21 protein-coding genes are annotated in these 26,050 nt (G+C 72.4%); 13 read left to right on the top strand and 8 right to left on the bottom strand.

The window, feature by feature from the left end:
• Positions 1-55: 55 nt before the first annotated feature.
• Positions 56-3,925 (top strand): hypothetical protein, encoded by a 3,870-nt coding sequence (locus WME73_RS29500; protein WP_437911691.1) that lies wholly within the window; start codon positions 56-58, stop codon positions 3,923-3,925.
• 5 nt (positions 3,926-3,930) lie between these two features.
• Positions 3,931-5,427, top strand: a complete 1,497-nt coding sequence (locus tag WME73_RS29495; protein WP_437739728.1) for an OmpP1/FadL family transporter — start codon at positions 3,931-3,933, stop codon at positions 5,425-5,427.
• Here WME73_RS29495 and WME73_RS29490 read toward each other — a convergent pair.
• From WME73_RS29490 to WME73_RS29480, 3 genes are all read right to left on the bottom strand, one after another.
• The gene (locus tag WME73_RS29490; protein ID WP_437739727.1) at positions 5,393-5,893 is read right to left on the bottom strand and encodes a host attachment protein; all 501 of its coding nucleotides are present in this window, start codon (positions 5,891-5,893) and stop codon (positions 5,393-5,395) included. The two genes, WME73_RS29495 and WME73_RS29490, sit on opposite strands and share 35 nt — an antisense overlap.
• Before the next feature lie 283 nt (positions 5,894-6,176).
• Positions 6,177-7,139 (bottom strand): prolyl aminopeptidase, encoded by a 963-nt coding sequence (pip, locus tag WME73_RS29485; RefSeq protein WP_437739726.1) that lies wholly within the window; start codon positions 7,137-7,139, stop codon positions 6,177-6,179.
• Positions 7,140-7,299: 160 nt separating this feature from the next.
• Positions 7,300-9,144 (bottom strand): AMP-dependent synthetase/ligase, encoded by a 1,845-nt coding sequence (locus tag WME73_RS29480; protein WP_437911690.1) that lies wholly within the window; start codon positions 9,142-9,144, stop codon positions 7,300-7,302.
• A 256-nt stretch (positions 9,145-9,400) separates the two neighbouring features.
• Here WME73_RS29480 and miaB point away from each other — a divergent pair, with 256 nt between their 5' ends.
• The 4 genes from miaB (at position 9,401) to WME73_RS29460 (ending at position 13,220) form a co-directional block, all read left to right on the top strand.
• The gene (gene miaB, locus WME73_RS29475; RefSeq protein ID WP_437911689.1) at positions 9,401-10,897 is read left to right on the top strand and encodes a tRNA (N6-isopentenyl adenosine(37)-C2)-methylthiotransferase MiaB; all 1,497 of its coding nucleotides are present in this window, start codon (positions 9,401-9,403) and stop codon (positions 10,895-10,897) included.
• 1 nt (position 10,898) lies between these two features.
• Complete coding sequence (locus WME73_RS29470) at positions 10,899-11,483, top strand: gamma carbonic anhydrase family protein (protein ID WP_437850250.1); 585 nt, start codon at positions 10,899-10,901, stop codon at positions 11,481-11,483.
• Positions 11,480-11,680, top strand: coding sequence for a sulfur carrier protein ThiS (thiS, locus tag WME73_RS29465; protein ID WP_437739723.1), 201 nt, complete (start codon positions 11,480-11,482; stop codon positions 11,678-11,680). Before WME73_RS29470 ends, thiS begins: the two co-directional genes overlap by 4 nt.
• 163 nt (positions 11,681-11,843) lie before the next feature.
• Entirely contained in the window at positions 11,844-13,220 is a 1,377-nt protein-coding gene (locus tag WME73_RS29460) for a VanW family protein (protein WP_437911688.1), read from the top strand.
• A gap of 264 nt (positions 13,221-13,484) precedes the next feature.
• On the opposite strand, the gene WME73_RS29455 is transcribed toward WME73_RS29460, so the two are convergent.
• Positions 13,485-14,447 (bottom strand): MBL fold metallo-hydrolase, encoded by a 963-nt coding sequence (locus WME73_RS29455; RefSeq protein ID WP_437911687.1) that lies wholly within the window; start codon positions 14,445-14,447, stop codon positions 13,485-13,487.
• Positions 14,448-14,599: 152 nt separating this feature from the next.
• Positions 14,600-15,571, bottom strand: coding sequence for an aldo/keto reductase (locus WME73_RS29450; protein ID WP_437739720.1), 972 nt, complete (start codon positions 15,569-15,571; stop codon positions 14,600-14,602).
• A gap of 267 nt (positions 15,572-15,838) precedes the next feature.
• On the opposite strand from WME73_RS29450, the gene WME73_RS29445 reads away from it, so the two are divergent.
• Complete coding sequence (locus tag WME73_RS29445) at positions 15,839-16,408, top strand: hypothetical protein (RefSeq protein WP_437911686.1); 570 nt, start codon at positions 15,839-15,841, stop codon at positions 16,406-16,408.
• Between the two features lie 54 nt (positions 16,409-16,462).
• On the opposite strand, the gene WME73_RS29440 is transcribed toward WME73_RS29445, so the two are convergent.
• Positions 16,463-17,425, bottom strand: coding sequence for a LysR family transcriptional regulator (locus WME73_RS29440; RefSeq protein WP_437739718.1), 963 nt, complete (start codon positions 17,423-17,425; stop codon positions 16,463-16,465).
• A 240-nt stretch (positions 17,426-17,665) separates the two neighbouring features.
• Here WME73_RS29440 and WME73_RS29435 point away from each other — a divergent pair, with 240 nt between their 5' ends.
• Positions 17,666-18,214, top strand: a complete 549-nt coding sequence (locus WME73_RS29435; protein ID WP_437739717.1) for an ester cyclase — start codon at positions 17,666-17,668, stop codon at positions 18,212-18,214.
• A gap of 93 nt (positions 18,215-18,307) precedes the next feature.
• On the opposite strand, the gene WME73_RS29430 is transcribed toward WME73_RS29435, so the two are convergent.
• Positions 18,308-19,603, bottom strand: coding sequence for a hypothetical protein (locus tag WME73_RS29430; RefSeq protein WP_437911685.1), 1,296 nt, complete (start codon positions 19,601-19,603; stop codon positions 18,308-18,310).
• Positions 19,604-19,918: 315 nt separating this feature from the next.
• Between WME73_RS29430 and WME73_RS29425 the strand changes: the two genes are divergently transcribed.
• The gene (locus WME73_RS29425; RefSeq protein ID WP_437739710.1) at positions 19,919-20,536 is read left to right on the top strand and encodes a hypothetical protein; all 618 of its coding nucleotides are present in this window, start codon (positions 19,919-19,921) and stop codon (positions 20,534-20,536) included.
• A 345-nt stretch (positions 20,537-20,881) separates the two neighbouring features.
• Positions 20,882-21,502 (top strand): hypothetical protein, encoded by a 621-nt coding sequence (locus WME73_RS29420; protein ID WP_437739709.1) that lies wholly within the window; start codon positions 20,882-20,884, stop codon positions 21,500-21,502.
• 140 nt (positions 21,503-21,642) lie between these two features.
• Here WME73_RS29420 and WME73_RS29415 read toward each other — a convergent pair whose 3' ends face one another.
• Entirely contained in the window at positions 21,643-22,386 is a 744-nt protein-coding gene (locus WME73_RS29415; protein ID WP_437739708.1) for a formylglycine-generating enzyme family protein, read from the bottom strand.
• Between the two features lie 135 nt (positions 22,387-22,521).
• Between WME73_RS29415 and WME73_RS29410 the strand changes: the two genes are divergently transcribed.
• From WME73_RS29410 to WME73_RS29400, 3 genes are all read left to right on the top strand, one after another.
• Positions 22,522-23,274, top strand: a complete 753-nt coding sequence (locus WME73_RS29410) for a hypothetical protein (RefSeq protein ID WP_437911684.1) — start codon at positions 22,522-22,524, stop codon at positions 23,272-23,274.
• Positions 23,275-23,421: 147 nt separating this feature from the next.
• Positions 23,422-24,279, top strand: a complete 858-nt coding sequence (locus tag WME73_RS29405) for a hypothetical protein (RefSeq protein WP_437911683.1) — start codon at positions 23,422-23,424, stop codon at positions 24,277-24,279.
• A 21-nt stretch (positions 24,280-24,300) separates the two neighbouring features.
• Positions 24,301-26,049: an NFACT RNA binding domain-containing protein gene (locus WME73_RS29400; protein ID WP_437911682.1), complete on the top strand. Its 1,749-nt coding sequence runs from the start codon at positions 24,301-24,303 to the stop codon at positions 26,047-26,049.
• Position 26,050 lies beyond the last annotated feature (1 nt).

Raw genomic sequence — 26,050 nt, 5'->3', positions numbered from 1 at the left:
TACGCACCTGGGGTGGAATCGTCTACCCTGGGGGTAACTGGGGGAGGTTGTCGTCATGCGCAGGCGCGCGCTGGGTTCCTCGGCCGCTGTCGTACTCCGGCTCGTCGCGCTCATCGCGGCCGGCGGGGCGATCGCTTCGTGTCACGAGCCGCTCGACACGACGCGGGTGGCGCCTCCGAAGGTCACGGAGGGCGGCGGGCTGGGCGACGACGTCTTCGGCATGCTCTGCGACCGCGTGGGCGCGTCGAGCCTCCACGAGGACCCCACGGGCGCCTCGTACCAGCGCGTCTGTCACTACGACCGCGAGGGCCGGTACGAGGACGAGGTCGACGTCTCGCTGCTCCCGCCGGTCTCCGGCGAGCGGGCGGAGCAGGCGCGCAGGCTGGGCGTGGCCAAGGTGGAGGCCATGGCGCGGTGGCGCAACGCCCTCGTGGACGCCGTCAACGCCGCGGTGCCGGACATCGAGATCGACAACGTCGCGCCCGGCGAGGGGGGCGGCAAGATCCGGCTGCACGATGCCGTCCTGAGCCTCTCGCAGACCCTCGCGCCGCTCTACGAGACGAACCCGTTCGACGCGGCGGGGCCGGCGGTCCTGCCCGCGTCGACCCGGGGGATCGCCCGGCTCCTGGACGCGCTCATCCACGGCGGCGAGGAGAGCGCGCGGCCGGAGGGACCGGAGGAAGAGGAGGGCGACCAGAAGAGGCAGCGGGAGCGGGCGCCGATCGCCTGCGACCGGGCAGAGGGGCAGGAAACGCCCGTCTGTGCGCTCGCGAGCATCTGGGGGCGCCAGGGCTATCGCTCGGCGGAGGTGGGGCTCGGCATGGCGGGCGCGGCGCTCGCGTACCCCGGGCTGCGCCCGATGACCGTGGCGGCGCTCGACGTGCTCGGCCCCGGCGGCCCGGGGGCGCCCGCGCTCCAGGCGCTGCTCGCCGCCGGCGAGCAGGAGCTGGCCACGCTGTCGCTGCCGGAGCGGGCGCCGCTCGCGATCGACGCCGCCACCGCGCAGCCGAGCCGCCCGCGCACGGCCCTGGAGCTCGCGCAGGCGGCGCTGCTCGCGGAGCACCCCGAGCTCGCCGCGCCGCCGTCGATCTTCATCGCCCGCCGCGATGGGCGCGGGTGGGTCCTCCCCCAGGGGGATGGGGTCCCCGCGCCGTTCGCCGACGTGGACGGCGACGGCCTCGCCGACGTCGACGCGTCCGGCAGGTTCGTGGACCGGACCGGCGCGCCGCTCGCGATCGAACCGCCGTTCGCCATCCCCGGCGTCACCGAGCCGCCGCGGGACCCGTTCGGGGGCCTCTCGCCGGAGCTCTACGCCTACGTCGACACCTCCCGCACCGTCCTCGGCGCGGCGCTGCGGTCGATCGTGCCGCTCGTCGACGGGACCCGGTACGCGGGCAAGGGCGATCCGGAGCCGTGGAAGACCGAGCACGAAGGGCTCATGTACGCGCTCTCCGGCGCGTACCTGCTCTTCGGCGACCGCGAGGAGGCCCGCTACGACGTCCGCCGCGGCAAGATCGTGCCGGCGGACGAGCGGTGCGACGGCTGCCTGTCGTACCGCCGCTTCCGCGGCGAGGACTCGCCGCTCGCCGACCTCGCGCACGCGGTCGGCCAGGTGCTCGCCGACAAGGACTCGGACGTCCTCCTGCTCACGCTCATCGATCTGCTCGAGAACCGCGAGGCGGAGCTCGCGCGCATGACCGCCGCGGCGCTGCGCATCCGGGACGTCGCCCGCGAGCACGACCGGCTGGCCGCCCAGGGCAAGGAGGCCCCCGCGCGGATCGACGACGAGGCGCCGCTCTGGGACGAGCTCGCGGCGGCGCTCGGCGGGGCCGTGGAGCAGCCGGGGCTCGTCGCGCGCTTGCTCGAGGCGATCGCGGGCGGCGCGCTCCTCACCCCGCACGGCAGCGCGCGGCACGCGGGCGACGCGATCGCGGCGATGCTCACGACCCGCGACCAGTACGCGTACAACCCGTCGGACCTGAACGGCCCGGCCATCAACCTCACGGTCGGGGCGCCGTCGACGGCGGCCCCGAAGACGCCGGTCGACCCGAAGAAGCCGAGGGGCGGCGACAACCGCTCGGGCATGGAGCGGCTGATGCAGCTCATGCACGACACCGCCGGCGTCAGGCAGTGCAACAAGGAGGGCGCCGTGGTGAGCGCCTTCGAGGTCACGGTGCCTTTCGTCGAGTTCGCCGAGTGCGAGCTGTTCCAGATCGACGACCTGGCGGCCTTCTACCTCGACTCGCTCCTCCCCGACGGGGATCCGAAGCGGGCCGAGCTCGAGGTGAAGCCCTCGGCCCTGGCGATGCTCGTGACCGACTCGGTGCTGGTGGACTCCAGCGGCATCGGCGGCCTGACGAGCCACCCCACGCCGGCCGCGCTCAGCCGGCTCATCTACTTCGGGGCGGACTCGGCCAGGTTCCCGGGGCTGCCGGACCTGGATCCCTTCCGGGCCGGCGCGAACCTGACGACGAACCTGTTCATCTCGGGGACGCTCGAGCCGGCCGGCACGATCCATTGCCCCAGGAACGCGCTGGGCGTGAACGAGTGCAGCTCCCCGGAGAACCTGATCCGGGTGCGCCACCCGGGGACGACCTACCTCCTGGAGCAGCTCGGGCTTGCCGCGTACCTGGGCCCCATCGTGAAGGCGTTCGCCGACGTCGACCACGGCACCACCGGCGAGGCGATCCTGACCGATCTCTTCAGCACGGCGTACCGCCACTGGCCGGGCAAGGAGCACGGGCCGGAGTGCATCAAGGCCGGCTCGCCCGAGACCAACACCGCGTACTGCTCGGAGGCAGGGGTCAACAGCTACGAGCCGCTCATGGCCGACGCGCTCCGGGCCGAGGACGTCCTGGCGTCGTCGGTGGCGTTCGCCCGGGTGGCGCGCGACACGTCCGTGACCGTGCGGCGCGGCCCCGCGGCAGATCGGCCGCTGACGAAGGCGCAGGTCATCGAGAAGCTCGCGCGCATCCTCTTCAGCACCCGTTACGCCGCCGGCGTGGGCATGGTCGACCGCTGGGGGAAGAAGAAGGCCACGTGGGCGGATGGCCGGGTCCAGGACCAGCTCACCGTGTTCACCCTCCTCGCCGGCGCTCTGAACGGCATCGACGCGCGCTTCGCGCAGCGCAATGCGCCCGACGCAGCCGAGCGAGAGGGCCAGTGGAAGCGCGGCGTGGACGAGCTCGTCGATGCGCTGCTCGCGGTCGAGGGGTCGGGGCCCGAGGCCCGGTTCAAGAACCGCGCGCTCCCGAGGATGGGCGCCCTCGTCCTGCGCGTCCTCCGCGAGCAGCTGAACGCCCACTGCCCCGATCGCGAGACGACGGGGCGGTGCGCCTGGGCGCAGAAGGAGCTCGGCGCCACGGTGAGCGACCTCCTGAGCCATCCGCTGTTCGCCGCCGCCGTCGACGTGATGGAGGCAGTCCGCGCCCACGAGCCGGCGCGGCGGGAGATCGAGCGGTTCCTCACCTACCTGCTCGACGCGGACGCAGCCGGCGCCCCGTTCCAGGCGCTGCCGACGACGCTCGCCGACGGCCTCCAGCTCCTCGCCGACGACGACGCCTCGCGCCGGATCCTGAAGGCCGCGTCGACCGCGCTGACCCCGGCGGGGGGCGCCGGCGGGCCGGGCGCGGCCGACGCGGGGCTCAAGGCGCTGAAGGCGCTCAACGACGATCGCTACGACAGGTATCGCGCGATGGGTCGCGTGCTCCCGGCGCTGGTGACGCCGATGGCGGACGGCCGAGCGCCGCTCGACGTGTTCCTCGACGCGTTCGCGGACGTGAACCGCATCGAGGCCGGGAGCGGCGCGCCGCTGACGGCGGAGGACTACCGGCAGCTTTTTGTCTCGGCCAGGGACTTCCTGACGGACGAGACCCGCGGGCTCGAGCAGATCTACGCCATCGTCAAGAACCGGCCGCACGAGTGATCCACGTGCAAACGCCCACGATCCGCGCCGTGCTCTCCGTGGCGTCCGCCGCGGGGGCGCTCCTCCTGCCCGCAGGCGACGCCGGCGCCGCCGGGCTGTACTTCACCGACCGCGGCGTCCGCCCGTCGTCCCGCGGCGGGGCATACATCGCCGGCGGCGACGATCTCGGGGCGATCGCCTACAACCCTGCGGGGGTCTACGAGGCCGGCACCCAGGTCCTGTTCGACGTCGGGCTCTTCGAGTGGCGCAGCCGGCACACGCGCCAGGCGATCGTACGGCAGGTCGACCCGAACACCGGCGAGCCGACGGGCGCGAGCTTCGTGCAGACGATGGCGCCGGTGACCGGCAGCGCGCCGGTGCTGCCGATCCCCACGCTGGCGGCGTCGTTCAAGGTCGATCCGCGGTGGGTCGTCTGGGGCGGGATGTGGGCGCCGTACGCGGCCCTCTCCAGCTATCCGGAGCAGGTGAACGGCATGCCGGCGCCCCAGCGCTACGCGCTGCTCACGCTCGAGGGCTCCGCGCTCGCCCTCGTGGGGGTCGGGGCGGCGTACGCGCCGTCGCCCGCATGGCGCTTCGGCGCCGGGGTCAGCGCGCTGGTCGGCGCGTTCAACAGCCGGATGGTGGTCTCCGGGTGCCTCCCGGAGCGGATGTTCTGCGCGCCCGAAGATCCGGAGTGGGACATCCATTCCGAGCTCAGCGTCGCGCCCATCGTGGCGCCCACGGGCCAGCTCGGGGCGCTCTTCGTCCCGACGCCGCGCTGGCGCGTCGGCCTGGCCTTCCAGCTGCCCATCTGGGTGCGCGCGCCCGCCAAATTCAGGGCGCGGCTCCCGGCGGCGCCCGTCTTCGAGCGCGCCGTCCAGGAGGGCGAGGACGCCGACGTCGCGTTCGACCTGCCGTGGATCCTCCGCGCCGGGGTGGAGGCGCGGGTCGTGGACGACCTGCGCGTGGAGCTCGGGCTCGGCGTCGAGGGCTGGAGCATGCACGACGACATCCTCGTCGAGCCCGACGGCGTGGTGCTCCGGAACGTCGCCGGCTTCCCGGAGGAGTTCCGCGTGCCAGCCGTCTCGTTCCCGCGGCGGTTCGAGAGCTCGCTCTCGGCGAGGCTCGGGGGCGAGTATTCCTTCGATCTCGCGGGCGCGCGGTGGGATCTGCGCGCCGGCGTGAGCCTCGAGCAGAGCGCCGTCCCGCCCGGGTACCTTTCGGTCCTGACGATCGACGCGACGAAGCTGACGACGGCGGCCGGCCTCGGCGTCCACCTCGGCCGGTGGCGCCTCGACGCGAGCTACGCGCACGCGTTCGCCGCGGACGTGAGGGTCGATCCGAGGGAAGCGCGGCTCCCGCAGGTGAGCCCGGTGCGGGCCAATCCGCCGGAGAGCCCGAACACCATCAACGGCGGCGCCTACAGCGCCCGGGCGAACGTCGTCGGGCTCGGCGTCGCCTACACGTTCGAGGCAGCCGGGAGCGGCGTTATCCGGCCCGCAGCTCGCGCAGCCGCTCCGTGAGCCGGGGGCCGTCCAGCCAGCTCAGGTCCTTGTCCACGCTCGTCTCGATGTGGTTACTGACCTGCTTGCTCACCGTGCCGCGGAGCAGGCCGAGGAAGTGCGGCGGCGCGACGAGCACCAGCGTCTCGTAGGCGTGCTCGTTCAGACCCTTCTCCAGCACCTCCGCGAGCTCCTGGGCGAACTTCTGCTTCTCGACCTCCTTGGGATCGGTGTCGGGGGCGGCGCCGGGACGGCCGAGGTACTGACCCCCCGGGCCGCCGCCGGGGCTGGCGTTCCCACCGGAGGTGCCGTTCGGCTTGCGGCCGTGCGCGTCGGCCATCAGATCCCGCACGCGCGCCCGGCTCTCGTCATGGTTGTATGACTCGAGCAGGGTGAAGCCCTTGCCCGCAGGCTCTTCACGATAGAGCTGGGCACGGCTTGCGTCGGAGACCAGGATCCATGTCTTCCGTGCTGCCTTTTTCGCCATAAGCCTCCACGAGGGAATCAACCATTCCCTTTGTCTACGTTAAAGACCGACCCCACGCGGCGCAAGCGGCCGGAGAGCCAAGTCCGATATAATTCGGCCGGATCGCACCCCGAGAGGCAGGCTCCGGCAGACTCAACAACCTGCGCGCGGCCTGAATTCGTGGAGAGCGAGAGGGGGCGATCGGCTCTCGGGAGGTGGTTGACCGCGAAATACAGTGTTTGGTGTACCGGGTATGTCCAGCGAGCTCGGCCGCGCCGCCGCGGCCGCGCTCGTTGCCCGCGGGTCAACGGAACCGGTCGGTCGCCTCGACCAGCTCGTGCAGGATGCCCGGCTCCATCGCCGAGTGCCCTGCGTCCGCCACGATGCGCAGATCGGACTCGGGGAACGCGCGGTGGAGCGCCCACGCGCTCTCGGGCGGACAGACCACATCGTAGCGGCCCTGCACGATGACGGTCGGGATATGGCGGATCCGGCGCACGTCGTCGAGCAGCTGCGTCTCCGTCGTGAAGAACCCCTTGTTCATGAAATAGTGGCACTCGATCCGGGCGAACGCGAGGGCGAACTCATCACCTGACGTCTTCGCGACGAGCTCATGGTTCGTGAACAGGCAGCTCGTCCGCCCCTCCCAGACGCTCCACGCGCGCGCCGCCCGCTGCTGCAACCCGGGGTCCGGGCTCGTGAGGCGCCGGTGGTACGCCGTGAGCAGGTCGTCCCGCTCGGGCTCGGGGATGAACGCGAGGTACTCCTCCCACGCGTCGGGGAAGATGGCGCTCGCGCCCCGCTGATAGAACCAGTCGAGCTCCTGCTTCCGCAGGAGGAAGATGCCGCGCAGCACGAGCTCCGTCACCCGCTCCGGGTGGCGCTCGGCGTAGGCCAGCGACAGCGTGCTCCCCCACGAGCCGCCGAACACCTGCCAGCGCTCGATCCCGAGGTGCTCGCGGAGCTTCTCCATGTCCTCGACGAGGTGCCAGGTGGTGTTCTCCTCCAGGCACGCGTACGGCGTGCTCCTGCCGCAGCCCCGCTGGTCGAAGAGCACGATCCGGTAGGCGGCCGGGTCGAAGAAGCTTCGCTGCTTCGGCTCCGTGCCGCCCCCGGGGCCGCCGTGCACGAAGACCACCGGTTTGCCGCGCGGATTGCCCGACTCCTCGAAATAGATCTCGTGAAGATCGGAGACGCGCAGCCTCCCGGCGCGGTACGGCTCGATCTCGGGATACAGCGTTCGCCTCCGGGTGCCTGTCGTCGTCATGCCGCTCCCGTTCGTCGGTCGACGTCGCGCGTCGCGCGCGCCGGCGCGTCCAGCGTACGCGAAGGTGCGCCGGGAGGGGAGAGGGCGTGGACGGGGGGGGGACGGCAGGTCGCGGCGGGGGAGCGGCGAGGGACCCCGCCGGTCGGGGGGCGCGGGAGGCTCAGCCGGGCTGCGCGGCGTCGCGCGCAGCGGTCTTCTCCGCGCCGCCCGCGCCGCCGTAGAGCGCCTCGAGCGCGGGCCCGTACTTCTGGAGCGCCACGCGCCGCTTCAGCTTCAGGGTCGGCGTGAGCATCCCGTTCTCCGCCGTGAAATCCTCGGCCGTGAGGGCGATCTGCTTGATCTTCTCGAAGGACTTGAAATCAGACGCGTACCTGTCGACCTCCGCCTGGACGTGCGCGACCACCCGCGGGTGCTTCAGCATCGCCTCCGTCGACTCGAACGAGAGCCCCTCGGCCCGCGCCCATTCCGTGAGCGCCGCCATCTCGGGCGCGATCACCGCCACGTTGAAGGGGCGGTTGTCGCCGTAGATCATCGCGCCGTTGATCAGCGGAGACAGCTTGATCTTCTCCTCGAGCGGGGCCGGCGCGACGTACTTGCCGTTCTCCAGCTTGTACTGCTCCTTGATGCGGCCCGTGACGAAGAGGTACCCGTCGTCGTCGAGGTAGCCCAGATCGCCTGTGCGGAAGCCGCCATCCTCCGTGAAGACGGCCTTGTTCTCCTCGTCGCGCTTGTAATAGCCCACCATGACGTTCGGGCCGTAGACGACGATCTCTCCCTGCTTCGGATCGTGCGTCTCCGACCTGTCGATGACGATCTTCACGCCCGGGATCGGCTTGCCCACGCTGCCGAGACGGCGGGCCCCCGGGTAGTTCACGGTGGCGACGGGCGATGTCTCCGTGAGGCCGTAGCCCTCGTAGACGGTGATGCCGAGCGCGTCGACGAACTCGGCCACCTGATAGGCGAGCGCCGCCCCGCCGCTGATGGCGTACTTCAGCTTGCCGCCGATACTGGCGCGTATCTTCGAGAAGATGACGCGGTCCGCCGCGACGAGCGCGAGCCGCTCGACGAGGCCGAGGGGCTCGCCCTTCTGCTTCTTCGTCGCGGCGCGCATCCCGGCGCGGAACAGGGCCTGGATGACGGCGGGCTTCCCCGCCATCTTCTTCTGCACGCCCTCGTAGATGCGGTTGAAGATCCGCGGGACGCTCATCAGCACGGTGGGGCGCACCTCGCCGAGGTTCGCGAGGATCTTGTCGACCGACTCGCTCAGCGCCATCGACGCGCCCACCGTGATCATCACGTGGAGCTCGCCGGTGTGGCCGAACGAATGGGCCCAAGGTAGGAACGACAGGCTCCGATCGCCGCCGCCGAAGGGGATGAGATCCAGCACCGCGCAGACGTTGGAGGCGATGTTGCCGTGCGACAGGATCACCCCCTTGGGGTTGCCGGTCGTGCCCGACGTGTAGATGAGGCACGCCGTGTCCTTCGATGTCGGCTGGATGACCGGGGCCGGGCTCCCCTCGCCCGCGGCGAGGAGCTCCTTGTACGAGCTGGTCTTCGCCCCTGGGACGCCGTCCCTCGCCCCGTCGGGGTCGAACAGACAGACAACGTGCTTCAGCGAGGGCGCCTTCTCGGCGAGATCCTTGCATTTACCGTAGATCTGCGGCGTGGCGACGATCGCGGCCACGGCCTCGCAATCGTTGATGATGAACGCCCACTCGCTCGGGAGCTGCGCCTCGTACATCGGCACGACGGCGACTCCCATGCTGAAGCAGGCGTAAGCCGACACCGCCCACTCGACGCGGTTGTTGGAGATGAGGGCCACCCGATCCCCCCGCTGGATGCCGAGCGACGCCAGCCCACCGCGGAACCTGGCGACGAGCTGTCCGAACTCCGCATACGTGATCCAGTCCCAGCGGCCATCGGTCTTCGTGCCGAACAGCGGCCGGTGACCATGAAGCTTCAGCGCGCGATCGAGCAGGTCTACCAGGTTTTCCAGTTTAGCCATCGGTCTCCTCCCGAGCCGATTGTTAACATGGTACTGCGCCGCGTCAGTGTCCTTTTGGCGGCACGTGGCGCCGGCTGTTGTCGCGCCGACGCTGGAGCGGCCCCGCGCGCGTCGATCGGCGCGGGGTCGGCGGTGCCCGCGCGGGGTTGACGATGGGGGGAGCGGGAGCGCTCGCGCGGCGCGGCGTCGACGGCGGGGCTCCTGGCGCGCGAGGTGGCGGCCTCGGGCCCCTTCTGTTAGAGCGTTCATCGCCTCGATGCCCCGGTATTCCATCACGACGTTCGGCTGCCAGATGAACGTGCACGACTCCGAGCGGATGCACGACGTGCTCCGTTGCGCCGGCTACACGGAGGCCGGCAGCGTCGACGAGGCGGACGTGCTCGTGCTCAACACGTGCAGCGTGCGCGAGAAGGCCGAGCAGAAGCTGCGGAGCGAGGTGGGGCGGCTCGCGCGCTGGAAGCGGGAGCGCGCGGACCGGGTGCTCGTCGTGGCGGGCTGCGTGGCGCAGCAGGAGGGGGAGCGCCTCCTCAAGCAGATGCGCGCGATCGACGTCGTGGTGGGGCCCGACAACATCCCGGAGCTGCCCGGCCTGCTCGGCGACCTCGCGATCGGTGGGCTGCCGATCGCGCGCACGGTGTTCGACCTCGACGCGCCCAGGTTCCTCGTCGCGTCGCCGCCGTCGCCCTCGTCCTCCTCCTCGCCGCGCGCCGCGCCGACGGCGTTCGTGACCATCATGAAGGGCTGCGACGAGCGCTGCTCGTTCTGCATCGTCCCCCACACCCGCGGGCCGGAGCGGTACCGGCCGAGCGACGAGATCGTCGCCGAGATCGCGGCGCTCGTGGCCGCGGGGACGCGCGAGGTCACGCTGCTCGGCCAGACGGTGAACAGCTACCGCGACCCGCTCGGCGCGCTGCCGCGGGCCCCGGGCGCGAGCGCGGACGACCCGGACGAGAGCGAGTTCGCGGCGCTGCTCCGGCGCGTCGCGGCCGACGTCCCCGGCCTCGCGCGCCTGCGCTACACGAGCCCGCACCCGCGGCACCTCACGCCCTCGCTCGTCCTCGCCCACGCCGAGCTCCCGGTGCTGCCGCGCCACGTGCACATGCCGGTGCAGTCGGGCAGCGATCGGGTCCTCCGGCGGATGATCCGCCGCTACACGCGCGCCGAGTACGTCGCGCGGACGCGGGCGCTCGTCGAGGCGGTCCCGGGCCTGACGCTCTCGACCGACATCATCGTCGGCTTCCCGGGCGAGACGGAGGACGACTTCGCGGCGACGCTGTCGCTCGTGCGCGAGGTCGGGTTCAAGGGGCTGTTCGGCTTCAAGTACTCGCGCCGGCCGCACACGCCCGCGCTGAAGCTGCCGGACGACGTGCCCGAGGGCGTGAAGGGCGAGCGGCTCGCGCGCCTGTTCGAGCAGAGCGAGGCGCTGCTCGCGGCCCACCTGTCGGCCCTCGTGGGGACGACCCAGGAGGTGCTCGTCGAGGGGCGCGACAAGGAGCGGGGTCACGGCGGAGCCGGCGGTGCGCTCTGGTCCGGCCGGACGGGGCGCCACGAGATCGCGCACATCGACGGCGCCGGGGAGCTCGATCTGCTCGGCGAGGTCGTCGAGGTCTCGATCGCGCGGGCGAACAAGCACTCGCTGCAGGCCGAGCTCACCGAGGCGGCGCGCGCCGCGGCCCGGCCGCGGCAGCGGGGCGGCCTGGAGCCGCGGCCCGCCCGGCGCTCGCTGCCGGTGGTCGCCGCCGAGGGCGGCTGAGGTGGCGCTCGTCCTCGACCTCGGCGGGGTGTCCCCGCGGCTCGGGCGCGACGTGTTCCTCGCGCCGAACGCGACGGTGATCGGCGACGTCGAGCTCGGCGACGAGGCGAGCGTGTGGTTCGGCGCGGTGCTGCGCGGGGACATCGGCGCGATCCGCGTCGGCCCGCGGACCAACGTGCAGGATCTCGCGTGCCTGCACCTGACGGGCGGCGTCTCGCAGACGATCGTCGGCGCCGACGTGACCATCGGGCACAGCGCGATCCTCCACGGCTGCCGCGTCGGGGACGGGTGCCTGATCGGGATGGGCAGCATCGTGCTCGACAACGTCGAGATCGGCGAGCGCTCGGTGATCGCGGCGGGCGCGGTGGTGCCGCCGGGGCGGGTGATCCCGCCGCGCTCGATGGTGCGCGGCAACCCGGCCCGGGTGGTGGGCGAGGTGCGGCCGGACCAGGCCGAGCTCGGGAAGCTGGGCGCCGCGGGCTACGTGGAGAACGCGCGGCGCTTCCGGGCGGCGCTCGCCGGGGAGGCCGTCGAGCCGCCGGAGGTCGCGGCGCGCTTGGTGATGCGAGAGGTGAGGAAGCCATGAACATCACGGTGAACGGGGAAGCGCGCGACGTGCCGGCAGCGCTCACGGTGCGGAGGCTCGTCGAGCTGCTCGGGCTGACCGAGGGGCCGGTGGCGGTGGAGCGCAACGGCGAGGTGATACCGCGCGCCGAGCACACGGCCGCCGAGCTCGCCGAGGGGGACGTGATCGAGATCGTCCATTTCGTCGGCGGCGGCTGAGATCGCCTCGGCGATCTTGGCGTTCTGACGGTTTTTTCTCTTCTCAACGGTCTAGCGATCTTCCAGATCGTCCGCGATCCGGCTACCATGGCGAGCTGCCGTGGATACGAGGGCCCTCGTTCTGGTCTTGGCGCTCGGCGGGTCGGCCGGCGTGGGTGCCGCCATGGGGGTGCGCCATGTGTTGCCGGCCTCTCCGGTGGTCCACGGCCTCTCGGTCGGCGAGCGCTTCCTGCCGGACGGCGCCGCGCCGGCGGCCTGGCTCGCGGCGCGGCGTGACGCGCTTCGCGAGCGCGTGGTCCGGCTGCGCCACGACGACGTGGAGCTCACCGCCACGCTCGGTGAGGCGGGCGTCGAGGTCGACGTCGACGAGACGCTCGCGGCGGCGCAGCGCGTCGGCCACGAGGGGCCCTGGGCGCGGCGGCTCCGCGAGGCTCGAGGAGCGCGGCGCGGCGAGATCGACGTGCCGCTCGCCTGGGCCGTCGATGAGCCGCGGGCGCGGGTGTTCCTCGAGCAGCTCGCTCCGCAGATCTACCGGGCGCCCGTGGACGCGCGGCTCGACCTCGCGAACCGGCGCAAGATCCCGGAGCAGGCCGGCCGGGCGCTCGATGTCGACGCCTCCCTCGCGGCGCTGCGGGCCGGGGAGCACGGCGACGAGGAGCTCATCGAGCTCGCCGTCCGGCAGATCTTGCCGCAGGTCGTCGTCGCCGACCTGGTGAGCGTCGACGTCACCAGGGTCGTCGCGGCCTACGAGACGAAGTTCAAGCAGCACGGCAAGGAGGCGGGGCGCGCCCGCAACATCAGGAACGCCGCCTCCAAGATCGACGGCACCATCCTGGCCCCGGGCGATACCTTCTCGTTCAACGCCCATGTCGGCCCCCGGACGGCCAAGAACGGGTTCACGATCGCCCCGGAGATCCTGGGGGACGAGACCGTCCCCGGCTACGGCGGGGGGACGTGTCAGGTCTCGAGCACGCTCTACGCCGCGTCGCTCTTCGGCGCGCTCGACACGCCGGACCGCCAGAGCCACTCCCGCCCGAGCGCCTACATCCCCATGGGGCTCGACGCGATGGTGACCTACCCGGAGTCGGACCTGAAGATCAAGAACACGCTCCCGTTCCCGATCATGATCCACGCGTATCTCCCCGAGCCGACGGTGCTCCGCGTCGAGATCCTGGGCGGAGACCCCGTGGCGGAGGTCGAACACCACGTCTCGGCGGAGCACACCGACGATTTCATCCGGCGCATCTACGTGAAGTCCGAGCTCGCCGAGGGCAAGGTGAAGCGCCACCAGAAGGGCTCGTGCGGCTACGACGTGAGGTCCTTTGTCACCGTCCGTTACAAGGACGGCAGGGCCTCGGAGCGCAGCTATTCGAGCGAGTACAGGCCCGCGCCAGAGGTGTTCTGGGTCGCGCCCGACTACGACCCGCAGGCGCTGCCGGCGCTCTCCGAGCACGCGAAGGCGGTGGAAGAGCTCCGCGAGGGGGAGTCCCCCGCCGAGGCCCCCGCTGCGGCGGGGCAGGGCGGCGCCTACTCGATGTGAGCCCGTTCGAGGGCGCCGGACCCCTCGAACGCCGGCGCGACGGCAAGGACATTGGCTGTCCGCGCGCCCCTGGCGTCGCTTGACCAGGAATCGTCCTCAGGGGAAACTCTGTGTCCATGGCGGCGGGCGGCGCCCCTCTGTGCGCGGCCGATGCGCCGAGGATCGCCTGCTGCCAGGGACGACGACGGGCGTGATCTTCGCTTAGCTTAACTTCGCTGCTCGCGACGACAGACTCATGATGATCGTCATCTTCTTCTGGCTCGCTCAACGTGGCCGGCGCGCGAGCTCGGCCATGAGGCCGAAGAGCTCGATCGGGCCCGGCGAGGGGAGCTTCCCGCCGCTGAACTCGCGGTAGAGCGTGTGCACGTTGACCACGATGCGCTCGGCGTCGCTCCAGCTCGCGTAGTCGGCGAGCGCGATGTCGCGGGAGGCGTCCGCCGGGGGCATGCCGGCGTCGTAGCGGCGCCGGGCCTCGTCGCGGATGTACACGAGATAGTCGCGGACCGCGCGCACTCCCGCGCGATCCGTGATGGGGCCGTGCCCCGGCACGATGACGTCGACGTCGGCCGCGAGGAGGATGTCGCAGGCCTTGAGCCAGTTGCCGACGGGCCCTGCCCACATGATCGGCGTCGCGTCGATGAAGAGGACGTCTCCCGTGTAGATCACCCGGTCCGCCGGCACGTGCACGAGCAGATCGCCCTTCGTGTGCGAGGGGCCCACCTCGATGAGGCGGACCTCCTTGCCCCCGACCGCGACGGTCAGCTCCCCGTCGAACACCCGGGTCGGCGGCGTGGGGGCGATCCCGTCGAAGTCGAAGGCGCCGAAGCAGTGGACGAGGTACTCGCCCAGCGCGCCCGCGGCGCCGCTGCGCGCCTGTCGCATCAGCATGGCCAGCATCGGCGCGGGGACCTCGTCCATCTCGGCGGCGCCGGCGCGCGTGGCGATGAGGGTCGCGCCCTCGACGAGCGCGTTGCCGTAGCAATGGTCGCCGTTCGCGTGGGTGTTCACGACGGTGCCTATCCGCGCCGCGGCGGGGGCCGCCGCGCGCATGGCGTCGAGCATCTCGCGCGTGCGCTTCAGGTCGAAGAGCGTGTCGACGAGCAGGGCCTCGCCGTCCGAGGTGACGAGCCCCGCGTTGCTGAGGCCCCAGGTTCCGGCCGGCTGGAGATAGGCAAAGCAGCCATTGCCGATGTCCTCCAGCCCTCGTTCATACCGCCATCGGCTCATGGCCACTCCCTCGTTCCCGGGCGCCGCCCGGCGCTTCTCCGAGCCTCGAAGGTAGGCCATCCGCTGGCCGCCATGGAATCGAAATCAACCCCCGCACGCCGCCGTGAGCGAGGGGGCCCGGGGGATTTGTCAGGAGGCGGTCGCGGTCGTCGTCACCACGCGTAGGCCTCCGGCGCCTCGCCGCCGGGGCCGGGGAACATCGCGTCGAGCCGCCCGAGGTGCTCCGGCGTCAGCGTGATCTCGAGGGCGCGCAGGCTCCCGTCGAGCTGCTCGGCGGTGCGCGGGCCGAGGATGGGCGACGTCACGACGGGGTTCCGGAGCAGCCAGGCCACGGCCACGTCGGCGGGCCGCTCTCCGATCTCGGCGCAGAACGCCTCGTACGCCTCCAGCTTGGCGCGGTTCTTCTCGATGCGCGCCTGCGCGTCGGCGGAGGAGCGCCGGCCCTCGCGCGCCTTCTGGAGGGCGCCGCCGAGCAGCCCGCCGGCGAGCGGGCTCCAGGGCAGGACGGCGAGGCCGAGCGCGCGGCACGCGGGCAGGACCTCCAGCTCGACGGTGCGCGCGTTGAGGTTGTACAGGCTCTGCTCCGAGACGAGGCCGAGGAAGTGCCGCTGCGCCGCGAGGCCGTTCGCCTGCGCGATCTGCCATCCAGCGAAGTTGCTGCTGCCGACATAGAGGACCTTCCCCTCGCGGACGAGCTGCTCCATCGCCTGCCAGATCTCGTCCCAGGGCGTCTCGCGGTCGATGTGGTGCATCTGGTAGAGGTCGATATGGTCTGTCTGCAGGCGGCGCAGGCTCGCCTCGCAGGCGCGCCGGATGTGATAGGCCGAGAGCCTCCTGTCGTTCGGCCCATCGCCCATGAGGCCGTAGACCTTCGTGGCGAGCACGATGCGGTCCCGGCGCCCGTCGCCCTGGGCGATCCAGCGCCCGACGATCTGCTCGGTGATCCCCTCTCCGCGCTTCCGCCCGTAGACGTTGGCTGTGTCGAAGAAGTTGATCCCGTGTCCGAGCGCTCGGTCCATGATGGCGAAGCTGTCGGGCTCGCTGGTCTCCGGGCCGAAGTTCATCGTGCCGAGGCAGAGGGGGCTGACCTTCAGGCCGGTGCGTCCGAGATTGCGGTAGTCCATGGCGCCGGAGGGTAGCAACGCGCTCCGCCGGCCGTCCACGCCCCAGGGCGGAACGCGTCGTAGGGTTTCGCCGGAGTCGCGCCGTCATGAGCCGGCCCGACGGGCGGCGGCGCGCGGCGTGTGGCGCGCGACAGGCATCGCGCGCCGCGCGCCGCGCCGGACACCTTGTCGCGGCGTGGCGGCGGCGCGGATCCAGCGCGGAGGGCCGCTTCCTTGATGCGCAACGGTGCTTCACTTATGCTCGCTCGCCGGGGCGAGGAGACGACCATGTGGCAGCAGGAAGACACGGAGATCGCGCACGCCGAGAGCGTCCACGACGAGGCGCGGGGCATGCGCGGCGTCCGGTTCGTCATCGATATCGGGAACATCGACCCGCTCGACGCCGCCGCGATGTGGTGGGATCAGCACGGCTGCGCGCGGGAGCTCTTCCCCGGGACCGGGTGCGAGATGCAGTCGGGATCGTACCGTGAGCCGCGCTTCGTCGTCCGGATGAGCGTGCCTCTCCCGGGCGTCGGGCATTTCACGCAGACGTTGCGCTTCTCCGCGGAGCGCGTCTCGCCCGAGGTCTGCGTCATCGCCGTCGATGCGTTCGAGGAGAACGTGCTGTGGACGCGGGGGCTCGGGACTTACCGCTTCTCGCCGGGCTCGGGCGGCACGACGCTGATCGAGGTGACGAGCCTGTATGCGCCCAAGGTGCCGATCATCGTCCTGAATCAGGCGTCGCTGGCGGCGGCCCGCGCGCACCAGCGGCGCTACCTCTCGGGCCGGCGCCCGACGGACGAGGAGAGAGAGCAGTTCCTGTCGGCGATCGGCGCTGGCCCGCAGGCCGACGCCTGAAGCGCGCCGCTCGTCTCGGCAGCGACCCCGCCTCGCCCGCCGCGGGGGTGCTCCTCAGGCGCGCGGCTTGCCACGAGGCGATGACGGCGGCTCCGCGCGCGGCATCGAGGCGGCCAGCACCGCGGCCTCGTGCGCGGCGAAGCGCTGCTGGAGGAAGTCGACGAACAGCCGCGCCCTCGCGGGCAGGAAGCGCCGGCTCGGGTAGATGACGTTCACGGCCGAGCCCGGCGCGGGCAGGTCGGTGAGCAGCGGGACGAGGCGCCCGGCGTCGATGTCGGCGGCGACGTCCCAGATCGACTTGAAGGCGAGGCCATGGCCGGCGACGGCCCAGTCGCGCACCAGGTCGCCGCTGTCGGCCACGAGCCGTCCGGAGGGCCGGACGGTGTGGAGCCCCTGCTCGGTGCGGAAGGTCCACGAGAGGGCGCGCATGCCCGGGCGCTGCAGCACGATGCACTCGTGGTCGGCCAGGTCCGCGATCGTGCGCGGCCGCCCGCGCCGCGAGAGGTAGGCCGGCGCGCCGCAGACCACGCGGCGGCTCCGGGCCAGCCGGCGCGATACGAGGCGGGAGTCGGCCAGCGCGCCGATGCGCACGGCCACGTCGACGCCGGCCTCGAACAGGTCCACCACGCGGTCCGACAGGCTGACGCGCACGCTGAGCCGCGGGTGCGCCGCCGCGAAGTCGGCCGCGGCCGGCCCCACCCACTGGCGGCCGAGATCCACGGGCGCCGACACGCGCAGGACGCCTCGCGCCTCGGCCTTTCCGGCGGTCACCGCGAGCTCGGCCTCGCTCACGTCGGCGAGGATGGACATGCAGCGCTCGTGGTAGGTCGCGCCCTCGCTGGTCAGCGTGAGCCGCCGCGAGCTGCGCTGGAGGAGGCGCACGCCGAGCGCCGCCTCCAGCCGCGTCATGCGCTTGCTCGCCACCGCCGGCGAGAACCCGAGCTCGCGCCCCGCCGCCGACAGGCTGCCGCTCGCGACCGCGCACACGAACAGCTGCATGTCCTCAAGCTCGACCATCGCGCGCGCCCTCGGCGAACCCGGGCAGGGTAGGCGCGCCGGCGAACATCTTCAACTTTTTCGAAAAGCTGGTTCGGCCAATGCGCTCGTTCTCCTTCATGGAGGAAAGGATCAAGGTGTCCCTGTCGCCGTCCACGGCCCGCCGCGCTCGACGCTGCGCCCCGCCGTGCCGGCGGCGCCTCCTGTCGGCGCGTGCGCGCTGACCGGCTGCCCGAGATCGTCGTTCGAAGGAGACACGTCATGAGAAAGCCCTTGTTGATGAGCGCCCTCTCCCTCTCGCTCTTCGCCGCCGCGAGCGCCTGCTACGTGCAGGGCGCCGGCGCGGAGGACCTGCCCTCGCCGCGGTCGATGGTCGTCGACGCGAGCCTGCCCAGGGCGCAGGCGGACGCGGAGATCCTCGCTGCGCGCCGCTTTTACGCGTTCTGGGGCACCGGCGACACGCGCTACCTCGACGCGGCGATCGCGCCGACGTTCACCGACCGCACCTTGCCCGAGGGGCGCCCGCAGGGCCCCGAGGGCCCGGCGTTCGCGTCGAAGAGCTTCCGCGCCGCGGTGCCGGACCTGAGCTGCGAGGTGGAGCAGCTGATCGTCGCCGGCGATCGCGTGGTGGCGCACCTGCGCTTTCGAGGCCGCTTCACCGGCGCCTTCGGCGACAGGAAGGGCGCCGGGCAGGCCGTGGACTTCATCGCCACGGACATCCTGCGCGTGCAGGACGGTCGCATCACCGACAACTGGCACATCGAGGACAACCTGACGCTGTTCCAGCAGCTCGGCGTCGTGGCGCAGTGACCGCCGACGGGGGGCGGAGCGGGCCAGGGGTATTCGTCACATCGTGGCAAAACCATCGTGGCAATCTCGCCGGGAGCGCGACAGGCGCGCGGCTCACTTGGCCAGCTTGATCACCGACGCTGGCCGCTCGTCGGTGGCCCAGGTCGTCCAGTAGAGGGCGCCGCAGTCCTGGGCGAGATCTCGGATGTCCGCGCTGTCGGCGAGCGGCTCCGGCGCGCCGCCCGAGGTGCGCACCCGCTGGAGCTGCCCCTCGCGGCTGTACCAGTAGACAAAGGTGGAGTCTGCCAGCAGGCGCGTGGGGAAGTCCGTCGCCACGAGCGCCCCTGCGTCGGTACCGTCCTTGTTCACGGCGTAGATGGCGTAGCCGCTGATCCAGAAGATCCGCTCGCCGACCGCGATGTCTCCGGGGAGATCGCCGTCGTGGATGGGGATCGACGCGACGATCTCGGTCTGGCCGGGCTCTCCGAGCGCCATCCGCCGAACGGTGCTGTGCGTCCCGCCGGGCGGGAGCTCGGTCCAGTAGAGATGGGTGGCGTCGAGCGCGAGGCCTCCGACGTACGTGTTCCGGTCGAAGACGGGGAGGCCTGTCTGATCGGTCGCGTCGGCCCGCGCCGCCCAGATGCGCTTCGGGACATCGCGCGCGTCGGGATCCTGCTCCGGGTCCTCGATCACTCCGGTGATCCAGTAGACCCAGCCGCCGCCGGCCACGGGCCGCCGGTAGCCCGCCGCTCCCTGGGCGCTGGCGACCGTCGAGACGGTGACGTTCCCTGTGAGCGGCATCCGGTGCACGTCCGGCTCGGTCTCGTCGGTGATGAGCAGCGAGCTCTCCGAGCGCGCGAGCAGGGTCGCTAGCGAGTCGAGCACCACCAGCGGCTCGGTCGAGCCGGAAGCCGCCTTCTCGGTCGCGAAGATCGTGTTGCCGTAGCCGCTCGCCCAGAGCACGCGCCCATCGTCCCCGTCCCCATCCACAACGAGGCCGATCGCTTCGTGCTCCTCGTCGTTGGCCGTGGCGAGGACGACCGGCAGACACCTGCCCTCCTCACAGGCGCCGCCGAGGCAGCTCCTGCCGGGCACACAGCAGTTCTCCGGATCGGAGAGGTAATCGTTGTCGCCGTCGGCGGCCTGGCACGCGCCAGGCGCGCGCCCTGTGAACGGCTCAAACGGGCACTCCGCGGAGGGCGCGCCGGCCGCGCCGCCCCCGCCCCCGCCGGCCCCCGAGCCTGCGCTCGCGGTGGCCCCTGCGCCCCCTGAGCTGCCCGAGCTGCCCGCGCCGCCTGCCGCGGGATCCCCGCTGGCTTCTCCGTCGGGGATCCCCCAGATCGCGTTGCAGCCGAGCGCCGTGCTCAGGGCGGCGCACGCCGCCAGGCCGGTCCAATAGGTTTGTCGCATCGCGGTACTCTAGCGCCGCGTGCTTTCGGTGGAGAAGCCGGACGCGCGCGCGACGTCGGTTTCTGATCGACGCGCGTCGACTCCCGTCGGCAGGCAGACGCTCAAGGCGCCAGCCCCGCTGCCACGGTTGGAATTTGGCGACCACCTCGTCCACCATCACGCGATTGCGTCGCGTGCGTTCACATGCTTTCTAGTCTCTTCGTCAATCGCTCGCGCGGCGAGCGCCGCGTGACCAACACCATATGAAGAGGTACCTTGCTTTATCACAACGATTCGCTTCGATTGGTTCTTTGCCTGGCTCTCGGGCTCTCGGCGGTGGCTTGCTCCGATGACGATTCCACGGGCACTGGCGGCGGCGCCGCCTCCAGCACGACCAGCAGCGGCAGCGGCTCCAGCCAGGGCGGCGGCGGCGCTGGCGAGGGCGGCGGCGGTGCGCCGGCCGGCACGGGGGGCGAGGGCGGCGGTGCGCCGGCTGGCACGGGGGGTGAGGGCGGCGGCGGTGCGCCGGCTGGCACCGGGGGCGAGGGCGGCGGCGGTGCGCCAGCCGGCACGGGGGGCGAGGGTGGCGGCGCGCCTCCGAGCGATCCCGCCTGCGGCGCGGACACCGCGGCGTTCGCCGATGTGGAGCCCATCCTGACGAGGAGCTGCGCGAACCAGTACTGCCACGGCAGCGCCGGCGCACCGTCCGGCGGGCTCGACCTCCGCGCGAGCGCGGCGGTGGGCAAGCTCGTCGATCAGGACAGCGGGTCTTGCTCCCGCGAGCAGGCGCTCGTCGTGCCGTTCAAGCCGAGCAGCAGCTATCTCATGAACAAGCTGAAGGATGTCGGCCTGTGCGACCCTGACGAGAGCAGGATGCCGCCGGGCGCGCCGCTGCCCGAGGCCGATATCAAGACGATCAACGACTGGATCTGCGCGGGCGCTCCCGCCCGCTGATCTCTGCCTCGCTCAGCGCACGTTGGTCCAGCCCTCCCGGCAATCGTCCGGGAGGGCTCGGCAGCTACGGCCGCAGTCCAGGATCCTCGCAGCAGCGAAGCCCGATCTCGTGGAACCGGAGCATCGATCCATGCGAGTCGTCGATACCGGGCCATGATTGCCGTGCTCAGGAGTCGGCCCCACCGCGAGCGCGGGCGCCGGGAAGCCGAGATTGTGGCGATAAGCCCCGCGCACGTAACTGACGCGTCCGATGCTCCTCGCGCTCAGGGCCACGCGCCTGCCGGCGGTCGTCGAGCGCGGAAGCTGAGCGTGCCAAGCGCGGGGGATGGAGTTATGGGTAGCTTCATGGTGCGGCGCTTGGTGGGACTGCTGGTATTGGGGCTCGTAGCGGGCTGCGACGGCACGACGACGCTCTCGCCGGGCGAGGAAGAAGCGACGAACGACGGCAGCTCCAGCGCTTCCGGAGGCACTGGCGGTGGTTCCGCCGGAACGCCCGGCGTCGGCCCCATCGACGAAGCGGCGTTGCCGACACGGTTGCCGATGAGCTGCGGCGGCGGGCGCACGTCGCTCAGCTTCGCGCTGCCGTGCCACGTCGGCTTGAGCCTTCTCAGCGGCGAGGACGAGCCGGGCCATCACGTGGTGGAGTGTGAGCTGGCGGATTTTTCTGGTACCGCCGTCGCCTTCTCGCTGCCGTTGGTGGAGCTACCCCGGCTGTTGAACCAGCCCGTGCAGCTACCGTTCGACGCGTTTGCGCCGCCTTCGGGTCCGGGCGCGATGATCGATGGCGAGCGCTTCGTCGGCACGCTCGAAGGTACCGCCACCGTCCGCCAGGTCGATCTGAAGGGGCGAGCCTTCGTGGCCGACTTGCAAAAGGGCCACGTCGCTTGGACCGGCGAGCAGGGCAGCCAGTTCGAGTGCAATACCATCGACGGCCCGCTCTGGGCCGTCGCCGGCAATTTCTTGTGAACGGCTATTGGCGCGGCACGACGCGCATCGCCGGCCTGGGCAGATCCACCCTACCGGCGCCGATGTGGAAGCTGACGTTCGGCGACTGATTGTGCGCCGACGGTTCGGCACGGCTGTGCTCGACGCCGCGAGCACATGTCCTACGGCCCTGGCCGCGGATCCTTGCAGCAGCGAAACCCGATCTCGTAGAACCGGAACATCGGTCCATGCGAGTCGTTGGTCCCCCGGCACCCCGCCCACGGCTTGGACCAGTAGCCGCCCTTCAGCGACGAGCGGTGTGGCCACTCGGGGCGCGAGGTCGACACCCACTCTTCGACGTTGCCGACCAGGTCGACCACGCCGTACGGGCTCACGCACGCTGGATACGAGCCCGACGGCTCCCCCTGCCAGAGCCGCTGCGTCTCGGCGGCCCGCACCGCCGGGTCGTCGGACGCGAGCCGCCGCTCGCTGATCCCACGGTACGGCTTGCTGACGTTGCAGGCGGCCGGATCGTGCGCGTAGCCGTAGGGGAAGGGGAGCGAGGACGGCCCCTCGCAGGCGAGCTCCCACTCGAACTCGGTGCAGAGGCGCTTGCCGACGGCGGCGCACTCCCGCTCGGCCTCGATGAAGCGGAGCATCACGACCGGCAGCGCGCCGGCCCGGTTCGGCCACTCGTGGCGGTCCATGCACGTGCGCACCGGCGTGAAGCGCGGCTCGGCGGCGAACAGGCCGGGGAAGAAGTCGAAGCAGTGGCCGCCGCGGTAACTCGTGCAGATGCGCTGCACGTTCTCGGCGTGGGTGCCCTCGACGAGCACCATGTCGGGCGGGCAGGACGCCGCGGGTCCGGGCCGGGGCGGCGCGTCGGCCTGGGCGAGCAGCGGGGCGAGCAGGAGGTCGAGGAGCACGCGGCGGGTCTCTATCGCAAAGCCGCGCGGCGGACGAGAGGCCGCGCGGCGGCTCGCCTCGATCCGCGCCCGTGCGCCCGTTGCGCCCGTGCCGCGCTCGCGCTCGGGCGCCCACCTGGGGTACTCTCGCGGTCTATGCGAATGGCGCTGCTCAGGATGCGCGCCGCTGCGCTCGCCGCCCTGGCGTGGGGAAGCGCCTGCGGTGGCAACGTGGTGGTCGACGGGATGCCGGACGGGTCAGGAGGCGCCGGGGCGACGAGCTCCAGCGCGATCAGCACGGGCGCGCTCGCGGTCAGCGCGGTCAGCGTCGGCGTGGGCGGCTCCACCTCGGTGACCGCCGGCGTGGGCGGCTCCAGCGCGATCAGCACCAGCGCGACCTGGATGGCCACGTCGGGGACAGCGAGCGCCTCCACCGGGGCGGGCGGCGGCGATGCCTGGTCGTCGTGCATGAAGTTCTGCGAGACCTATACGGATGCCTGCGGGCAGGTGGAGCCGGGGCAGTGCGAGGGGTTCTGTAAGGGGTATGTGAACGAGGCGCCCCAGTGCAACGAGCCGCTCGCGCTGTTCTTCGACTGCGCGACGAACGGCGGCATCGACTGCGACTTCGTCCTGGAACGGTGCCGGCCGTTCCTGGCCGAGTACGACGCGTGCCAGGCCAGCGGCGGCTGCACGCCGCTCGAGTGCTTCGCCGATCGCAACCGGGCCTGCTCCTGCAAGGGCTCGTGCCCGAACGCGGCGTTCGCGGTCGAGTGCCGCCCCGACATGCGCAGCGGGATCCTCTGCTCCTGCTTCGTCAACGGCGACGAGGTGGCCACGTGCCAGGATTTCGGCCCGGCGTGCGACCTCGCCCATGGCTGTTGCGAGCCGATCTTCGACGAGTTTCGCTGAGGGGCGCCCGCGGCGTTCGCCATGGAGGGCCAGCCGGGGAGCGCGGCGCAGGGCGGAGCGCTCGCCGAGACGAGCGCGCGCTGCGTGGGGGCGCGGGTCGACGCGGCGCTCGCGCCCGGGCGCGCTCCTGGGCTACTCTTGCGGCCCATGGGAATGACGATGCTCAGGATGCGTACCGCTGCGCTCGCCGCCCTGGCGTGGGGGAGCGCGTGCGGTGGCAACGTCGTCGTCGATGGGATGCCCGACGGGTCAGGAGGCGCCGGGGTGACGAGCTCCAGCGCGATCGGCACGGGCGCGTTCGGCTCCAGCGCGATCAGCACGGGTGCAGTCGCCGCAAGCGCGGTCAGCGTCGGCGTAGGCGGCACCAGCGTGGGCGGCTCCGGCGTGGGCGGGTCCACCGGGGTGACCGGCGGCGGGGGCGGCTCCAGCGCGGTCGGCACCGGCGTGGGTGGCGCCGGCGGGAACGGCTCCAGCGCGGTCAGCTCCAGCGCGACCTGGATGGCCACGTCGGGGACAGGGAGCGCCTCCACCGGGGCGGGCGGCGGCGAGGCCTGGTCGGCGTGCGTGCGCTACTGCGAGCGCTACGAGGAGGCGTGCGGGGCGCTGGAGCCGGGCGGCTGCGGGACGATGTGTGACACGGAGCTGGCCCAGGCGCCCCGGTGCAACGATCTGCTCGTCCCGTTCTTCGACTGTCTGATGAACGGCAGGTTCGACTGCGACCTCATCGGGCCCCGGTGCCAGCGGTTCCTGGACGAGTACAACGTGTGCGCGAACGGCGACGGCTGCCCGGGGATCGCGTGCGCCGGCAATCCCGGCGGGGCCTGTAGTTGCAAGGGAGCGTGCCGGGGCGTGGTCGTCGCGGCCGAGTGCCGCACCCAGAGCTTCGGCAGGACCCTCTGCTCCTGCTTCGTCAACGGTGAAGAGGTGGCCTCGTGCGAGGACCGCGGCGAGACCTGCGAGCTCGGGCTTCGCTGCTGCGGGCCGTACTTCGAAGCGTTGCGCTGAGGGGCACGAGCGGCGTTCGCCATGGAGGACCACACGGGGGGCGCGGCGAAGGGTGGGGCGCTCGCCGAGGCGCTCGCGCGCTGCGTGGGGGCGCGGATCGACGCGGCGCACGCGAACCCGGCGACGGGGCTCGTCGCGCTCGCCGTCTACGGCGGGACGCGGTGCGTGCTCGGCGCCGGCATCGGGCCGCGCGTTTCAGGGGTAGGGATCCTGCCGAGGCTGCCCCGGCTCCGCGCCGGCGCGTCGCACCCGCTCGTCGCCGCCATGAGGGCGCACCTGGTCGGCCGCCGCGTGCTGGCGATCGAGGTGCGGGGCGACGGCATCGTGATCGTCGCGGGTGATGATGATGCGGTCATGGTGGAAAATGACCGAGGTGGTGGAGAGGGCGCACCCAGGTTGAGGTTGGCCGCGCCCGAACCCGGGTTGAGGCCGGCGGCGGCTGCTGCACCCGAACCCGGGTTGGGGCCGGCGGTCATGGTGGAAAATGACCGAGGTGGTGGAGAGGGCGCACCCAGGTTGGGGTTGGCCGCGGCCGAACCCGGGTTGGGGCCGGCGGCCGCACCGGGGTTGGGTTTGGCCGAACCCGGGTTGGGGCCGGCGGCAGGCCCCGGACCCGGGTTGGGGCCGGCGGCAGTTCCCGAACCCGGGTTGGGGCCGGTGGCGTCCCCACCCAGGTTGGGGGCGTCCCCGGGAGGGCGGCTGGAGCTCACGCCGGGACGCCGCGGCGAGGCGCGGCTGCTCGACGCCGCCGGCCACCTGATCCTCCGCTGGCCGCCTCAGGGGGGCGCCCCGCAGGCAGCGGTCGCTTACCCGGCGGATCCGCTGGCCGCCGGCGCGGCGCTCGTCGAGGCGAGCGACGACGCCGCCGCCGGGCAGGAGAAGGCGGCGCTCGCGCGCGCCGTGAAGACGCGGCGCGCGGCGCTCGAGCGCAGGGCCGAGGCGGTGCGCGGCGATCTCGGGCGGCTGGGCAGCGTCGCGCGCCTGCAGAAGACGGGGCAGCTCCTGCTCGCGCAGGGCGCCCGTGTGCCGCGGGGCGCCGCGAAGGCGCTCCTCGACGACTGGGAGACCGGCGGCAAGATCGAGGTCGCGCTCGACCCGGCGCGCCCCGCCAAGGCGCAGGCCGAGGCCTTCTTCGCCAAGGCGCGGCGCTACCAGCGCGGCGAGGCGGTGATGCGCGCGCGCCTCGCCGAGACCGAGCGCGCCCTCTCGGCGATCGCCGCGCTCGAGGCGGACGTCGCCGCGGCGGAGGCGCGCCCCGAGTCGCTCGATCCGCTCGCGCAGCGCGCCCGCTCCCTCGGCGTCTCGCGCGCGGAGCTCGCCGGCGAGCCCGGGACGTCCGGCGCCCGCGCCCTCGGGGCCGGGCGGCCCGCGCCGCGGCGGCCGTTCCACGCCTACCGCAGCGCGTCCGGCGCGGCGATCCTCGTCGGTCGGGGCGCCGAGGACAACGACGCGCTGACGACGAAGCACGCGCGGCCGCACGACCTCTGGCTCCATGCGAAGGGCGTCACGGGCTCGCACGTCGTCGTGCCGCTCGCGAAGGGGGCGAGCTGCCCCGCGGACGTGCTGGTGGACGCCGCGACCCTGGCGGCGCACTTCAGCGACGCGCGCGGCGAGGCGGTGTGCGAGGTGAGCTACGTCCAGCGCCGCTACGTGCGCAAGCCGCGCGGCGCGGCCCCGGGCGCGGTGGTCTACGACCGGGAGAAGGTCATCGCCGTCCGCATCGAGGACGGCCGCCTCTCGCGGCTGCTCGCGACCAAGGAAGAGGGCTGAC

The organism is Sorangium sp. So ce302 (assembly GCF_051530145.1).
Classification (GTDB): Bacteria; Myxococcota_A; Polyangia; order Polyangiales; family Polyangiaceae; genus Sorangium; species Sorangium cellulosum_B.
Note: the sequence above shows the minus strand (reverse complement) of the source record. Positions and strands in the feature narration are given on the sequence as shown.

Excerpts from the sequence above, each read along its gene's own strand:
- WME73_RS29430 (WP_437911685.1), bottom strand. The coding sequence starts at position 19,603 with ATGCGACAAACCTATTGGACCGGCCTGGCGGCGTGCGCCGCCCTGAGC.
- WME73_RS29490 (WP_437739727.1), bottom strand. The coding sequence starts at position 5,893 with ATGGCGAAAAAGGCAGCACGGAAGACATGGATCCTGGTCTCCGACGCA.
- WME73_RS29405 (WP_437911683.1), top strand. The coding sequence starts at position 23,422 with ATGGGAATGACGATGCTCAGGATGCGTACCGCTGCGCTCGCCGCCCTG.
- miaB (WP_437911689.1), top strand. The coding sequence starts at position 9,401 with ATGCCCCGGTATTCCATCACGACGTTCGGCTGCCAGATGAACGTGCAC.
- WME73_RS29440 (WP_437739718.1), bottom strand. The coding sequence starts at position 17,425 with ATGGTCGAGCTTGAGGACATGCAGCTGTTCGTGTGCGCGGTCGCGAGC.
- thiS (WP_437739723.1), top strand. The coding sequence starts at position 11,480 with ATGAACATCACGGTGAACGGGGAAGCGCGCGACGTGCCGGCAGCGCTC.
- WME73_RS29480 (WP_437911690.1), bottom strand. The coding sequence starts at position 9,144 with ATGGCTAAACTGGAAAACCTGGTAGACCTGCTCGATCGCGCGCTGAAG.
- WME73_RS29450 (WP_437739720.1), bottom strand. The coding sequence starts at position 15,571 with ATGGACTACCGCAATCTCGGACGCACCGGCCTGAAGGTCAGCCCCCTC.
- WME73_RS29410 (WP_437911684.1), top strand. The coding sequence starts at position 22,522 with ATGCGAATGGCGCTGCTCAGGATGCGCGCCGCTGCGCTCGCCGCCCTG.
- WME73_RS29400 (WP_437911682.1), top strand. The coding sequence starts at position 24,301 with ATGGAGGACCACACGGGGGGCGCGGCGAAGGGTGGGGCGCTCGCCGAG.
- WME73_RS29420 (WP_437739709.1), top strand. The coding sequence starts at position 20,882 with ATGGTGCGGCGCTTGGTGGGACTGCTGGTATTGGGGCTCGTAGCGGGC.
- WME73_RS29445 (WP_437911686.1), top strand. The coding sequence starts at position 15,839 with ATGTGGCAGCAGGAAGACACGGAGATCGCGCACGCCGAGAGCGTCCAC.
- pip (WP_437739726.1), bottom strand. The coding sequence starts at position 7,139 with ATGACGACGACAGGCACCCGGAGGCGAACGCTGTATCCCGAGATCGAG.
- WME73_RS29435 (WP_437739717.1), top strand. The coding sequence starts at position 17,666 with ATGAGAAAGCCCTTGTTGATGAGCGCCCTCTCCCTCTCGCTCTTCGCC.
- WME73_RS29500 (WP_437911691.1), top strand. The coding sequence starts at position 56 with ATGCGCAGGCGCGCGCTGGGTTCCTCGGCCGCTGTCGTACTCCGGCTC.
- WME73_RS29455 (WP_437911687.1), bottom strand. The coding sequence starts at position 14,447 with ATGAGCCGATGGCGGTATGAACGAGGGCTGGAGGACATCGGCAATGGC.
- WME73_RS29460 (WP_437911688.1), top strand. The coding sequence starts at position 11,844 with ATGGGGGTGCGCCATGTGTTGCCGGCCTCTCCGGTGGTCCACGGCCTC.